This window comes from Actinomadura sp. GC306 (assembly GCF_004348665.1).
In the GTDB taxonomy this organism is placed as follows: Bacteria; Actinomycetota; Actinomycetes; order Streptosporangiales; family Streptosporangiaceae; genus Spirillospora.
Genome location: NZ_SMKM01000027.1, coordinates 1 through 13,532, shown reverse-complemented (window position 1 = coordinate 13,532; position 13,532 = coordinate 1). Strand labels below are relative to the sequence as shown.

16 protein-coding genes are annotated in these 13,532 nt (G+C 71.9%); 4 read left to right on the top strand and 12 right to left on the bottom strand.

What is annotated here, in order from left to right:
* Positions 1-32: 32 nt before the first annotated feature.
* The 3 genes from glmM to rplM all read right to left on the bottom strand — a co-directional run bounded on the left by glmM (position 33) and on the right by rplM (position 2,789).
* A complete protein-coding gene (gene glmM / locus E1200_RS06690; protein WP_131950917.1) occupies positions 33-1,376 on the bottom strand; it encodes a phosphoglucosamine mutase in 1,344 nt (447 codons plus the stop codon).
* 341 nt (positions 1,377-1,717) lie between these two features.
* Positions 1,718-2,224 carry a 30S ribosomal protein S9 gene (rpsI, locus tag E1200_RS06685; RefSeq protein ID WP_131950916.1) on the bottom strand — a complete coding sequence of 169 codons (507 nt, stop codon included), beginning with the start codon at positions 2,222-2,224 and terminating at the stop codon, positions 1,718-1,720.
* Positions 2,225-2,327: 103 nt separating this feature from the next.
* Positions 2,328-2,789, bottom strand: a complete 462-nt coding sequence (rplM, locus tag E1200_RS06680; protein WP_131950915.1) for a 50S ribosomal protein L13 — start codon at positions 2,787-2,789, stop codon at positions 2,328-2,330.
* A 758-nt stretch (positions 2,790-3,547) separates the two neighbouring features.
* On the opposite strand from rplM, the gene E1200_RS35180 reads away from it, so the two are divergent.
* From E1200_RS35180 to E1200_RS06665, 3 genes are all read left to right on the top strand, one after another.
* Positions 3,548-4,291 carry a CAP domain-containing protein gene (locus E1200_RS35180; RefSeq protein WP_279484046.1) on the top strand — a complete coding sequence of 248 codons (744 nt, stop codon included), beginning with the start codon at positions 3,548-3,550 and terminating at the stop codon, positions 4,289-4,291.
* A 117-nt stretch (positions 4,292-4,408) separates the two neighbouring features.
* Positions 4,409-5,365, top strand: a complete 957-nt coding sequence (locus tag E1200_RS06670) for a hypothetical protein (protein ID WP_131950914.1) — start codon at positions 4,409-4,411, stop codon at positions 5,363-5,365.
* A 24-nt stretch (positions 5,366-5,389) separates the two neighbouring features.
* The gene (locus tag E1200_RS06665) at positions 5,390-7,036 is read left to right on the top strand and encodes a hypothetical protein (protein WP_131950913.1); all 1,647 of its coding nucleotides are present in this window, start codon (positions 5,390-5,392) and stop codon (positions 7,034-7,036) included.
* A gap of 16 nt (positions 7,037-7,052) precedes the next feature.
* On the opposite strand, the gene truA is transcribed toward E1200_RS06665, so the two are convergent.
* The 8 genes from truA to infA form a co-directional block, all read right to left on the bottom strand.
* On the bottom strand, positions 7,053-7,955 hold the full coding sequence (truA, locus tag E1200_RS06660) for a tRNA pseudouridine(38-40) synthase TruA (protein WP_207933214.1): 903 nt from the start codon (positions 7,953-7,955) through the stop codon (positions 7,053-7,055).
* A gap of 191 nt (positions 7,956-8,146) precedes the next feature.
* On the bottom strand, positions 8,147-8,677 hold the full coding sequence (gene rplQ, locus E1200_RS06655; RefSeq protein ID WP_131950912.1) for a 50S ribosomal protein L17: 531 nt from the start codon (positions 8,675-8,677) through the stop codon (positions 8,147-8,149).
* Positions 8,678-8,771: 94 nt separating this feature from the next.
* Positions 8,772-9,785, bottom strand: coding sequence for a DNA-directed RNA polymerase subunit alpha (locus E1200_RS06650; RefSeq protein WP_131950911.1), 1,014 nt, complete (start codon positions 9,783-9,785; stop codon positions 8,772-8,774).
* Between the two features lie 112 nt (positions 9,786-9,897).
* Positions 9,898-10,524 (bottom strand): 30S ribosomal protein S4, encoded by a 627-nt coding sequence (gene rpsD, locus E1200_RS06645; protein ID WP_131950910.1) that lies wholly within the window; start codon positions 10,522-10,524, stop codon positions 9,898-9,900.
* Positions 10,525-10,542: 18 nt separating this feature from the next.
* A complete protein-coding gene (gene rpsK / locus E1200_RS06640) occupies positions 10,543-10,944 on the bottom strand; it encodes a 30S ribosomal protein S11 (RefSeq protein WP_067486841.1) in 402 nt (133 codons plus the stop codon).
* A gap of 57 nt (positions 10,945-11,001) precedes the next feature.
* The gene (gene rpsM, locus E1200_RS06635; protein ID WP_131950909.1) at positions 11,002-11,382 is read right to left on the bottom strand and encodes a 30S ribosomal protein S13; all 381 of its coding nucleotides are present in this window, start codon (positions 11,380-11,382) and stop codon (positions 11,002-11,004) included.
* A 202-nt stretch (positions 11,383-11,584) separates the two neighbouring features.
* Positions 11,585-11,698 carry a 50S ribosomal protein L36 gene (gene rpmJ, locus E1200_RS06630; protein WP_021596712.1) on the bottom strand — a complete coding sequence of 38 codons (114 nt, stop codon included), beginning with the start codon at positions 11,696-11,698 and terminating at the stop codon, positions 11,585-11,587.
* 71 nt (positions 11,699-11,769) lie between these two features.
* Positions 11,770-11,991, bottom strand: coding sequence for a translation initiation factor IF-1 (gene infA, locus E1200_RS06625; RefSeq protein ID WP_018657567.1), 222 nt, complete (start codon positions 11,989-11,991; stop codon positions 11,770-11,772).
* 266 nt (positions 11,992-12,257) lie between these two features.
* Here infA and E1200_RS06620 point away from each other — a divergent pair, with 266 nt between their 5' ends.
* Positions 12,258-12,815 carry a hypothetical protein gene (locus tag E1200_RS06620; protein ID WP_131950908.1) on the top strand — a complete coding sequence of 186 codons (558 nt, stop codon included), beginning with the start codon at positions 12,258-12,260 and terminating at the stop codon, positions 12,813-12,815.
* A 15-nt stretch (positions 12,816-12,830) separates the two neighbouring features.
* On the opposite strand, the gene E1200_RS06615 is transcribed toward E1200_RS06620, so the two are convergent.
* Positions 12,831-13,397, bottom strand: a complete 567-nt coding sequence (locus tag E1200_RS06615) for a GNAT family protein (protein WP_207933213.1) — start codon at positions 13,395-13,397, stop codon at positions 12,831-12,833.
* Positions 13,398-13,532: the final 135 nt, after the last annotated feature.

Sequence of the window (13,532 nt, the reverse complement as noted above, 5' to 3'; positions counted from 1 at the left end):
CCCCGAACACCGGGCCCCGGGTGCGCCCGGCGTCAGCCCAGGGCGGAGCGGACGACTCCGGCGAGGTCCTCGGCGACATTCTGCGCCTGCTCCTCCGAGGCAGCCTCGACCATCACCCGGACCATCGGCTCGGTCCCGCTCGGCCGGATCAGGATCCGGCCCGTGTCGCCCAGCCCGGCCTCGGCGGCGGAGATCGCGGCGGCCAGTTCCGGCGAGGTCTTCGCGCGGGTCTTGTCGACGTCCTTGACGTTGATGAGGACCTGCGGCAGCCGCGTCATCACCTTCGTCAGCTCGTCCAGCGACCGGCCCCGGCGGGCCATCGCGGCGAGCAGGTGCAGCCCGGTCAGGACGCCGTCGCCGGTCGTGGCGTGGTCCAGCATGATCACGTGGCCGGACTGCTCGCCGCCGAACCCGAAGCCGCCCGCCTTCATCGCCTCCAGGACGTACCGGTCGCCGACCGCGGTCTCCACCACGGTGATCCCGGCGTCCCGCATGGCGAGCTTGAACCCGAGGTTCGACATCACGGTCGCGACGACGGTGTCGGCGGCCAGCGCCCCCGTCTCCCGCAGCTCCAGCGCCAGGACCGCCATGATCTGGTCGCCGTCCACGACCTCGCCGGTCGCGGTCACCGCGAGGCACCGGTCGGCGTCGCCGTCGTTGGCGATGCCCGCGTCCGCGCCGTGCTCCCGGACCGCCTCGCGCAGCGCCTCCAGGCTCGTGGAACCGCAGCCCGCGTTGATGTTCAGGCCGTCCGGCGCCGTCCCGATCGTGAACACCTCGGCGCCCGCGCGGCGCAGCGTCTCCGGCGCCACGTCGCAGGACGCGCCGTTCGCGCAGTCGACGACGACGCGCAGCCCGTCCAGCGACACCGGGACGGTGCTCAGCAGGTGCGCCACGTACTGCTCGACCGCGCCGTGCGCCTCGCGGACCCGGCCGACCCCGGCGCCCGTCGGCGGCTCCCACTGCTCGCCGAGCCGCGCCTCGATCCGGTCCTCCAGCTCGTCGGGCAGCTTGTAGCCGCTGCGGTCGAAGAACTTGATGCCGTTGTCGGGGGCGGCGTTGTGCGAGGCCGACAGCATGACGCCGACGTCGGCGTGCAGCTGGTGGGTCAGGTACGCGACGGCGGGCGTCGGCAGGACCCCGAGCCGCAGCACGTCCACCCCGGAGCTCGCCAGCCCGGCCACGACGGCCGCCTCCAGGAACTCACCGGAGGCCCGCGGGTCGCGCCCGACCACCGCGAGCGGCCGGTGGCCTTTGAACGCGCCCTCCTCGCCCAGCACCCGCGCCGCGGCGATGGACAGGTCCATGACGAGCGGGGCGGTCAGATCGCGGTTGGCGAGCCCTCGCACGCCGTCGGTCCCGAACAGACGAGCCACAGTTCAACTCCCGAGAAGACGAAAAAACCGCGTGGCCGCGAGCCGGGGACACAACCCCGCCCCGCACCACGCGGTCAAATCTAGTGCTCGCGGCCCCTCCGGCCGCGAACAGACGAACAACCCCACCGCTTCGCGACCTCGCCCCCGGCCCTTGGACAGAACCTCGGCCACTCCACGGGTCGGGCGGCCGGAGGGCGCCCAGCGCCCGGAGGTCGCCCGACCCGCCGAGCCGGGCGACCACAGCGACACGCCACCGGCCGTCACGGTCACAACAACCGAAACCGTGTCGTGAGGATCGACCGGCTCGCAACGGGGGTTCCAGGGGGTCGCCCCCCAGGAAATTAACGCTTGCTGTACTGGGGCGCCTTGCGCGCCTTCTTGAGACCGGCCTTCTTGCGCTCGGGGACCCGCGCGTCACGGGTGAGGAAGCCGGCCTTCTTCAGGGCCGGGCGGTGCTCGATGTTCGCGAACTGCAGGGCGCGGGAGATGCCGAGGCGCAGCGCACCGGCCTGGCCGGTGGTGCCGCCGCCGCCGACCCGCGCGAGGACGTCGAACTGGCCTTCGAGGCCGAGCAGCACGAACGGCTCGTTCACGATCTGCTGGTGGACCTTGTTCGGGAAGTACTGGTCCAGCGAACGGCCGTTGATCTTCCACTGGCCGGTGCCGGGGACGATGCGGACCCGCGCGATGGCCTGCTTGCGGCGGCCGGTGCCGGCGGCGGGGCCGGTCGCGACGGGCTGGCCGAGGTAGCTCTCGCCCGCGGCCTCGGGCGTCTCGGTGCTGTACTCGGACGGGGCGTCCTCGTACGAGTCGAGCTGCTCGGTGCTCGGCTCGGTGGTCTCGTCCACGGTTCTCCTCGGGTGTTCTAGCCAGGGCGGCGGGCCCGTGTCACGGGTGCCCCGGCGGCCTCTGTTCCTTGGTCGCGCACGATGCGGCTCGTGCGCGGGGATGTCACTTGCCGGTCTGGCCGACCTGGCTGATCTGCGTGATCTCGAACGGGACCGGCTTCTGCGCCTGGTGCGGGTGCTCGGGACCGGCGTAGACCTTCACCTTGCCGAACATCTTCCGGCCGAGGGAGTTCTTGGGCAGCATGCCCTTGATCGCCTTCTCGACGGCCCGCTCGGGGTTCTTGGCCAGCAGCTCGGCGTAGGTGATGGAGCGCAGGCCGCCCGGGTAACCGGAGTGCCGGTAGGCGCGCTTGCGCTCGGCCTTGTTGCCCGACATCGCCACCTTGTCGGCGTTCACGATGACGACGAAGTCGCCCGTGTCGATGTGCGGGGCGTAGATCGGCTTGTGCTTACCCCGAAGCAGCTGCGCGACCTGACTGGCGAGACGGCCCAGCACGACATCGGTCGCGTCGATGACGTACCACTGACGCTGGACGTCAGCGGGCTTAGGGGTGTACGTGCGCACGGTCGTCAGCCTTCGTTTCTCGTCGACTACTCAGTGGTTGATCATCACCCGTCCTGGCGGGCGGGCGATGTTCATCAGCGGAATCCTGCTCGCGCCGATCAGCGAACTCGTCCGACCTGGCGCTCCGGGAGGCCGGGCCCCGGTCCGGTGCCCGCACCGGCGGCGCGGGCACTGCGGGGACACCCCGACACGTCGTTGCATCGCCGGGACGCTCGCACTGGGCAGGCGTCGACACACACAACAACCACGCAGAATACCCGTCCGCGCCCGCAAGAGCAAAGCAGCCCGGTCCCCGGCGGGCGGCGCCGCGGCGGAGACGGTCAGCACTCCCATGATCACGTTAAGTGGTCATCTTGCCCATTTTCGGACGATCTTCGTAACCAGATCGACATAACAGGATATGGTGCCCGGCGACCGGTCCACGCCGGCTCCGGCCGGCCCGCACACGGGAGCCCCCGCTGTCTACTCCCCGCAGACCAGGCGAGACCCCCGGTCGCCGCCCGTCCCGCCACCCGGGGCAGGGCGGCGCCGACCCACGTGACGCCGCCGCCCGCGGCGCCGCCGCCCGCGACGCGCTCGTCGCCGGCGGGCCGCCGCGCGCCGCGTACCGCTCCGGACCGCCCGACGGGCGCCGTCCCCAGGGCGGGCGCCCGCCCGGCGGACGTCCCCCCGGCAAGGGACGCAAGCGCTCCCGGGCCAAGAGCGTCACCGGCATCATCGTCGCGATCACCGCGTCCGGCCTCGCGATCAGCACCGGGGTGGCGATCGACCGGTTCGTGCTGGCCGACTCCGGGTCGGAGCGGACCGCCGCGTCCGGTCCCGAGGCACGGCCGTCCACCGTGATCCCGGCGGGACCGCAGAGCGACGCGCCGACCGGGGCCGGAACGGGCACCGAGGGCGGCGAGCGGCCGTCCGGCGCCGCGCCCGCGCCGGCCGCGGACCGGCAGACGCCGCCGCCGCTGAAGGAGATGCGCGACCCGAGCCGCGCCGCCGCCGAGCCGTCCAAGTCGAAGGCGCCGACCGCCTCGCGGCCGCCGTCCTCCGGCGGCGGCGGGTCGTCCGGCGGCGGATCGGGCGGCGGTTCCGGCGGCTCCGGCGGCGGGTCGGGGAACACGGCCGGGCAGTCCGGCCCCGAGGCCGCCGTGGTGTCGCTCACCAACGCCGAGCGCTCCAAGGCCGGCTGCGGGGCGCTGCGCGTCGACCAGCGGCTCGTCACCGCCGCCCGCAAGCACTCCGCCGACATGGCCGCCAACAACTACTTCTCGCACACGTCGCAGAACGGCGACAGCCCGTGGGACCGGATGGCGGCCGCCGGGTACCCCGACGCCGGCGCCGAGAACATCGCCAAGGGCTACCCCACCGCGGCGGCCGTCGTGAAGGGGTGGATGAACAGCCCGGGGCACCGCGCCAACATCCTGAACTGCGACCTGCGCGCCATCGGCGTGGGCATGGCCGGCGGCTCCGGCGGGCCCTACTGGACGCAGAACTTCGGCCGGAAGTGATCTGCGTCGCTCCCGGCGGCGGTCTCGGCCGAATGACCGGCGTCCGGTTCGCCCCCATGTCATGGTGGGTGTTCCGAAGGTCCAGAGCCCTGCACGAGCAACGGTAAGGTCCATCCCATGGGTTACCCGGGCGATCAAGGCCGGCCCGGCGGCCGGCCCCCGCGGCAGCCGCCGAACGAGCCGTACGGACCCGGAGCCGAAGTGCCGCCGTACGGCCGTGGTGACGACGAGCCCTTCTTCGCAGCACGCGACGAGGGGCCCGGCGCGATGCCCCCCGGCGGCCGGTACGACGACTCCTACGGGCACGCCGAGGCCATGTCGTCCGGCGGGCCGGAGCGTCCGCGCAAGAGCCGCCGGACGCCGCTGGTCATCGGCGCCGCCGCGGTGGCCGGGCTCGTCCTCATCGGGGGCGGCATCGGGCTGTCGTCCATGCTGAAGGACGACTCCAAGGCCGAGGCGAAGCCGTCCCAGGCCGCGGCCACCCCGACGCCCACGCCCAGCCCCACCCAGCCCGTCCTCGCGCCCGTGAAGCTCAAGAGCCGCACCACCGACCCCAAGCCGCTGACGCTCAGGGAGGTCTTCGGCAACGGCAAGTTCAAGGCCCGCGGCCACAACTACGTGCGGACGGCTGCGAACGCGAAGAAGAGCTGCGCGGCCGTCGTCGGCGGCAGGACGCTGGAGAAGACCCTCAAGCAGGGCCGCTGCACGCAGGCCCTGCGGGCCACCTACGCGCTGACCGGCGGCCAGCTCATCGGCACCGTCGGCGTGTTCAACCTTGAGACCGAGGCCGCGGCGAAGAAGGCCGAGAAGGCCGCCGCCGCCAAGGACGCCTTCCTGCTGGCCCTGCCGGGCAAGGGCGTGTCCAAGACCAACGGCAGGGGCGAGGCGCTCGGCACGTCCCAGGCGCGCGGCCACTACCTGCTGATGACGTGGGTGCAGCGCCCGGACGGCAAGAAGATCCCCGCGAAGCACCACGCGGCCGTCCGCGTCTTCAGCACCGAGATGGTGAAGGGCAGCAACCTCGTCACGGCCCTGAACTACAGGGAAACCGAAGGCCAGCCCCTCCAGAAGTGACCGTTATGAATACCCTCACTGCCTATGTCTGGTTCTAGAGACACCCGGGAGTCCGCCGAGGATGCGGGGACGTCCGCCGTCCCCGCCGACTCGGTGCCGCCCAGCTTCGGCGGCGCGTCTCCCCCGGCCGAACCGCCGGCGGCGGGCACCGAGCCCGGCGCGGACGCGGAGTCCGCGGCGCCCGGCTCCCTTCGGCTGCCCCCTTACGGCCTCGAAGCCCCCTGGTGGGCCGCCGAGTCCAGCGAGACGGCCCCGCCCGACGAGGCCGCCTCCGCCCCGGAGGGCGGCGATGACGCCGAGGCCGGCGGCCTCCCCCTGGGGACGCTCGTCGCCGGCGTCGGTGTGCCGCAGATCGACTCCCGCGGCGCGGTCCCCGCCGACCCGATCATCAAGCGCGCCCTGACGGCCGGCGACACCGACCCGGAGGGCTTCTCCCGCGTCCCGCCCCAGGACGAGGAGCCCGCGAAGGACGTCGCGCCGACCCCGGCTTCGGATGCGCCCGAGCCCGCCGACACCGCCGTGGACATCCCCGCCGTCGCGGACGAGCCCGGCAAGCCCGCGCTCGACGAGCAGGCGACCGCCTTCGAGAAGGCGCGGGCGGCGGAGGACGCGGCCAAGGCCGCCGCGGGCGAGGTCCTCGAACCGGACGCCATCCTGCCGGTCGGCGTCACCCCGCCCACCGGCAGCGGACCGTTCCCGCACGCCGCGGTCGCCGCCGGCACCGCATCCGCAGACGCCGCGTCCACCGGCACGGGAGCCACCGGCACGGGAGCCACCGGCACAAAGGCCGACACGGCGCCGGTCGGCGGTCCGGCCGGCGACGACGCGGCGGTCACCGCTCCGCAGCCCGCCGTGGTCGCGCCCGCCTACCACGTCGAGGGCGGCGTCCCCCTGGACACCCCGGCCCCGCCCGGACAGCCGCCGAAGAGCGCGTCCGGGCGCGGCGGGCCCAACCGGCGCAGGCCGCTGCTCATCGGCGGCGGGGCGGCGATCATCGTGGCGGCGGGCGTCGCGCTGTTCGCCGTCGGCGGCACCGGGTCGGACGGCGGTCAGGACGCCGAGGCCAAGCCCGTCCAGGCCCCGGCCACGGCGTCCGCCTCGCCGGCGGCGCCGGAGACGCCGTCCCCCACCCCCGGCTCCACGGAGCCGCCGTCGCGGATCGACAACGAGCGGACCGACCGTGCTCCCCTGGCGTTCCTCGACGTGTTCCCCACCGAGACCATCAAGCTCGGCGGGCGGACCTACACCCGCGACCGCTGGTCCCTCAACCGCGACCCGTCGTACGCGGCCCGGGGCGCCATGCTGCAGGCCCTCCAGCGGGAGAAGTGCCGCAAGATCGTCCGGGCGACGTTCATCGACCGGTCGACCTCGCTCGCGGTCACGTCCGGGATCGCGGTGATGCCGACGAAGGACGCCGCGCTCCGGGTGAGCCGGGCCGGCGACCCCGCCCGCTACGAGTGGTTCCGCGGCATGGGCGGCAAGAACACCCCGAACCTCGACCGGGCGGGCGGGTACGCCGCCGCGACGGTCCGCGGCCGGTACGTCGCCTACGCCTACGTCCAGTGGGCGGACGGCCGGCAGGCCCAGCCCGGCGACCCGGTGATCAAGCAGGCGGCCCAGCGGTTCCTGGACTACGACCTGCGGCCGATCGTGGAACGCGCCCGCGGCTGACCGCGGCGCCGCGGGCTCACCGCGCTCCGCGGTCCCCGGTCGGCGACGCCTCCTGCGGCGGACCGGCCGGGGCCGGTTCCGCCGCGGCGGTCGCGTTGAGCGTCCGGACGCGGCGCGTCTCCTGGGCGCGCCGCGCCAGGCCCTCGGCACCGGGGTAGCGGATCTCCTCCAGCGACAGCCCGTGCGCCGGCGCCACGTTCACCGCGGAGTCGCGGACGCGCGCCGCGAGCACCTGCTGGGGCCACTCCACGTCGCGCCGCCCGTCCCCGACCATCAGCAGCGCCCCGACGAGCGCGCGGACCATCGAGTGGCAGAACGCGTCCGCCTCCACGGTCGCGAGGGCGAGGTGCTGATCGCGGTCGTCGCGGGCCCACTCGTAGCGCAGCAGCTCGCGGATGGTCGTCGCGCCCTCCCGCCTGCGGCAGTACGCGGCGAAGTCGTTCTCCCCGACGAGGCGCCGCGCGGCATCGTTCATCCGCGGCAGGTCCAGGGGCCGCGGGTGCCACAGCACGTCGTGGCGGCGCAGCGGCTCCACCCCGAACGGGTTGTCGCACACCCGGTACACGTAGCGGCGCGACAGCGCCGAGAAGCGGGCGTCGAAGCCCTCCGGCGCGATCGACACCCGCCAGACCCGCACGTCCGGGGGCAGGAGACCGGCCAGGCGGCGCGGCATCGTGCCGTTGATCGCCGAATAGGCGGCGACCGGAACCACCACGTGGGCGACCTGGCCCCGGGCGTGGACGCCGGCGTCCGTGCGGCCGGCGACGGTGAGCATGGGGGGCGGGTCGAGACGCAGCATGCGGGCCAGCGCGTCCTCGATGACGCCCTGGACGGTGCGCTGGTTCGGTTGCCTCGCCCAGCCCGCGAAATCCGACCCGTCGTAGGCGATGTCGAGCCGGAGTCGTACCAGTGCGGTCATGTCAGCCGGTTCGTCCCTCTGCAACGTCGCCGTCCCGTCTCCTTGTGCATGCACGTCGCCGCGCCACTGACCTGACCATGCGATCAAGTCTGGCAAAGATCAAAGCCCGCCGTCCCGAGCGGAACGGCGGGCCCTGACGAATGTCGAGCAAACGCTTGTCGAGCAAACGCTCGGCCAGGTCAAGCGGTGAACTACTCCTTGTCGCCCTCGGCGGCGTCACCCTCGGCCTTGGCGTCGGCCTTGGCGTCGTCCGCCTTGGCGTCCGCGGCCGGCTCGTCGCCGGCCTCGGCCTTGCTCAGGGTGACCTCGCCCTCGGCGGGCAGGTCCTTCTCCTCGACCTTCGGCGCGACCTTGGCGGCCGGCATCGGCTCCGCCACCAGCTCGATCACGGCCATGGGAGCGTTGTCGCCCTTGCGCGGACCGATCTTGGTGATCCGGGTGTAGCCGCCCGGACGGCCGTCGAAGCTCGGCGCGATCTCGGTGAAGAGCTGGTGGACGACGCCCTTGTCGCGGATCGTCCGCGCCACCAGGCGCCGGTTGTGCAGGTCGCCCTTCTTCGCCTTGGTGATCAGCTTCTCCGCCAGCGGACGCACCCGGCGGGCCTTGGCCTCGGTGGTCGTGATGCGGCCGTGCTCGAACAGCGACGTCGCCAGGTTGGCCAGGATCAGCCGCTGGTGGGCGGGGCTGCCGCCGAAGCGGGTGCCCTTCGTGGGCTTGGGCATGGTGCTTCCTTCCTGCGCCGGCCGTACCAGGTACCGGCGTCAGCTGGGTCCGAGCGGCCGGGGGAGGTCCCCCCGGCCGCCGGTGACGGGTTCGTCAGTACTGCTCGGTCTCGGCGTAGCTCTGGTCGTCGTCGCCGTAGGCGTCCGCCGCCGCGCTCGGGTCGAACCCGGGCGGGGAGTCCTTGAGCGACAGGCCCATGTCGTTGAGCTTCTGCTTGACCTCTTCTATGGACTTCGCACCGAAGTTGCGGATGTCCAGCAGGTCCTGCTCGGAGCGGGCGACGAGCTCGCCCACCGAGTGGATGCCCTCGCGCTTGAGGCAGTTGTAGGAGCGGACCGTGAGGTTCAACTCCTCGATCGGCAGGGCCAGGTCCGCGGCGAGCGCGGCGTCCGTCGGGGACGGGCCCATGTCGATGCCCTCGGCCTCGACGTTGAGCTCCCGGGCCAGGCCGAACAGCTCGACGAGCGTCTTGCCGGCGGAGGCCACCGCGTCGCGCGGCAGCATCGCCTGCTTGGTCTCGACGTCCAGGATGAGGCGGTCGAAGTCGGTGCGCTGCTCGACGCGGGTCGCCTCGACCTTGTAGGTGACCTTCAGCACGGGCGAGTAGATGGAGTCGATCGGGATCCGGCCGATCTCCTGGCCCGGCTGCTTGTTCTGCGCGGCCGAGACGTAGCCGCGGCCGCGCTCGACCGTCAGCTCCATCTCCAGCTTGGCCTTGTTGTTCAGCGTGGCGATGTGCAGGTCCGGGTTGTGGACCTCCACGCCCGCCGGCGGCGCGATGTCGGCCGCGGTGACCTCGCCGGGGCCCTGCTTGCGCAGGTACATGACCACGGGCTCGTCGTGCTCGGACGAGACGACGAGCTCCTTGAGGTTCAGGATGATGTCGGTGACGTCCTCCTTGACCCCGGGCACGGTGGAGAACTCGTGCAGGACGCCCTCGATGCGGATGCTGGTGACGGCCGCACCGGGGATCGAGGAGAGCAGGGTACGACGCAGCGAGTTGCCGATCGTGTAGCCGAAGCCCGGCTCCAGCGGCTCGATGGTGAACCGCGACCGGTACTCGTCGACCTGCTCTTCGGTGAGAGTCGGACGCTGAGCGATGAGCATGGTGGTGCCTTCTTTCCGCGGTGCCCGCTATTTGACTACCGCGTCTGTGAGTGTTCCCCGGCCCGCCGGGAATCCACGGAACGCGCCGTGGAATCCCGGCGGGTGTGAGCCCCTACTTGGAGTAGAGCTCGACGATCAGCTGCTCCTGGACGGGAGCGTCGATCTGCTGCCGGACCGGCATCGAGTGCACGAAGATGCGCATCTTCTCGCCGTCCACCCCGAGCCACGCCGGGACGGGACGCTCGCCGACCTCGGCCTTGGCGACCTGGAACGGCGTGCTCTCCAGCGACTTCGGCTTCACGTCGACGATGTCGTTCTCGCTGACGAGGGCCGACGGGATGTTGACCTTCTTGCCGTTGACCCGGATGTGGCCGTGCCGGATGAGCTGGCGGGCCATGTCGCGGGACTTGGCGAAGCCGCCCCGGTAGACGACGTTGTCGAGCCGGCGCTCCAGCAGCGTGAGCAGGTTGTCACCCGTCTTGCCCTGCTGGCGGTTGGCCTCGACGTAGTAGTTGTGGAACTGCTTCTCCAGCACGCCGTAGATGCGCCGCGCCTTCTGCTTCTCGCGAAGCTGCAGCAGGTACTCGGTCTCCTTGGGCCGACCGCGGCCGTGCTCACCCGGAGGGTAGGGACGGATCTCGATCGGGCACTTCGGGCCCTCGCACTTGCTGCCCTTGAGGAACAGCTTCATCTTCTCGCGGCGGCAGAGCTTGCAGTCCGCACCGGTGTAACGAGCCATTGTTAGATCTCCCCTGCCTCAGACCCGACGACGCTTGGGCGGGCGGCAGCCGTTGTGCGGAACGGGCGTGACGTCCTGGATGGAGCCCACCTCGAGGCCGGTCGCCTGCAGCGAGCGGATGGCGGTCTCGCGGCCCGAGCCCGGGCCCTTCACGAAGACGTCGACCTTGCGCATCCCGTGCTCCATCGCCCGCCGGGCGGCGGACTCGGCGGCCTGCTGCGCGGCGAACGGGGTGGACTTGCGCGAGCCCTTGAACCCGACGTGGCCCGAGGAGGCCCAGGAGATCACGTTGCCGTTGGGGTCGGTGATCGAAACGATCGTGTTGTTGAACGTGCTCTTGATGTGGGCGTGCCCGTGAGCGACGTTCTTCTTCTCTTTGCGGCGCACCTTCTTGGCGCCGACACGGCTCTTAGGAGGCATGTGCTCTCTCTACTCTTGAGGTCATCGACCCGGACGGGCCCGGCGGGCCCGCGCGGACTACTTCTTGCCGACCTTCTTCTTGCCGGCCACGGTCTTCTTCTTGCCCTTGCGGGTCCGCGCGTTGGTCTGCGTGCGCTGACCGTGCACGGGAAGCCCGCGGCGGTGCCGGATCCCCTGGTAGGACCCGATCTCGATCTTGCGACGGATGTCGGCCTGGACCTCGCGGCGCAGGTCGCCTTCGGTCTTGTAGTTCGCCTCGATCCAGTCGCGGAGCTTCACCAGCTCCTCGTCACCGAGCTGGTGCACCCGCAGGTCCGGGTTGACCCCGGTCCCCGCGAGGGTCTCCAGCGCCCGCGTCCGGCCGATGCCGAAGATGTAGGTGAGAGCGACCTCGACGCGCTTGTCGCGCGGGAGGTCGACGCCGAGCAGGCGTGCCATCGTGGGCAGTTCCCTTCATTTCGCGGAGGTATGGACGCATCGCGTCCGCACACACCCTGCCCGGGTGGCGGCCCCGGCCTCCTGCGGTCCGAGGGTGACCCCTCCACACGACGGTGCCGCACGTCCCGCGAGGGAACGTACGGCCATCGTGCGAAGGCTGCGATGCGCTTGGTTGTCGTACGGGTTGTCGTACGGGCCGAACTCAGCCCTGGCGCTGCTTGTGGCGCGGGTCGGAGCAGATCACCATGACCCGGCCGTGCCGGCGGATGACGCGGCACTTGTTGCAGATCTTCTTGACGCTCGGCTTGACCTTCACTGGGTCTCCTAGATCAGGGTCACCCCCGCGCCGCCACGCGCGGGGAAGGCAACCCCAGTGGGATGGATGGGTTACTTGTAGCGGTAGACGATCCGACCGCGCGTGAGGTCGTAGGGGCTCAGCTCCACAACGACGCGGTCGTCCGGCAGGATCCGGATGTAGTGCATCCGCATCTTGCCGCTGATGTGGGCGAGCACCTTGTGCCCGTTGTCGAGCTCCACCCGGAACATGGCGTTCGGGAGGGACTCGATGACGGTGCCCTCGATCTCGATGGCCCCTTCTTTCTTGGGCATGTCCTCCGCGCTTCACTGGTCGGCTCATTGGACTCGGCCCCGGCTCCCGAGGGAGAATCGGCCGCAACCCACCGCCACGACGCGTAAAGCGTCCGGAACAGGGAATCAGGCGGCCGCCGACGGACCGACAAAGGAGTCTACGTCAACCGGTCGCACAATGCGAAATCGACGCATGATACGGGTCGCGAGACCGGTCCCGAGCCAAGCATACCGCGCTCGCGCGTTGTACCTTTCGAGGAGGAGAGACGCCCGAGGGAGGGATCAGCATGCCGCGCTACGACTTCGCGCTGATCCTCAGCCGTCCCCTCTACGAGGACGAGCTCGACCCGCTGTTCGACCGCACGCACGGCGCGGTCACCGTGTCCATCATCAGCGAGCCCGAGCACGCCGAACGGCCCGGCAACGCGTCCTGCGCGTGGTCCGGGCCCACCCTCGCCGCCGCGATCATGGAGATGGTGGAGCACGTCGAGACCAGCGCGCCCGGCGTGCACGTCCTGCAGGTCGAGGCCGACCCGCTGCTGACGATCCGCGACATCGCCGAGCGGGTCGGGCGCTCGCTCGACTCGGTCCGGCACGCGATCACCGGCTCCCGCGGCGTCGCCGGCTTCCCCTCCTCGGAGATGTCGTCCGCCGGCCACCGGCTGTGGCGCTGGTCCAAGATCGCCACCTGGTACGGGATCGACGACCCGCAGCTCATCGAGGCCAAGCCGACCGTCCAGGCGATCAACGGCTGGCTGGCCCTCCGCGACGTCGTCCCCGACGTCGCCCCGGCCCCCGAAGAGATCACCTCGGCCCTCTCCCTGGTCATCCCCCACGTCGCCTGACGGCGCCCGGGACGCTCACCAGGTGCCCTCGCACCACGCCGGCTGCGGCGTGACGTCGGCGAACCAGGCGGACGGCAGGACGTGGCCGTCCGGCAGCACGTACTTCTCCGGACCGGCGGCCGGATCGAAGCCGGCCCGCCACAGCGCGCGAACGCACGCGGTGTTCGCGGGCTCGACCGCGGCCCGCACCTCCGTGATGTGCAGGTGGTGCTGAGCGAGTGCGAGGCCAGCGGCGAACAACTCCGCTCCGAGCCCGCGGCCCCGGTAGGAGGGGGCCAGGTAGCCGCCCAGTTCGCAGCGGTCCCTGGACTCCGGGGTCAGCGTGACGGCCCCGGCGGGCAGGCCGAGGGCGGGGTCGATCGCCAGCAGCGCCGCCTCCAGACCGGGGCCCGGCAGCCCGAAACGTCCACGGCCGCGCCCTACCGGAGCCGTAACCAGGCGTTCGCGTTCGTCCTCGGGAATGACGTCCTCCGGTGCCCAGTGGAGCCGGCGCTGCGCCTCGCCATCGCTGCCGAGGGCGAGGACGAGCCGTAACTCCCACATCGTCGGCGACCGGAGCACCAGCCGGGGTGTGGTGACCACGTGACGGCCGGGCGAGCATGTCTTCCGGATGCCCCACGACTTCCACATCACCGACATGTGCGTCCTTTCGCCACGGTTCTCCCTGGGGCAAGGTAGCGGTATGCCCACGGTCCGGGCAGGCGCTCGGGCGGGCGC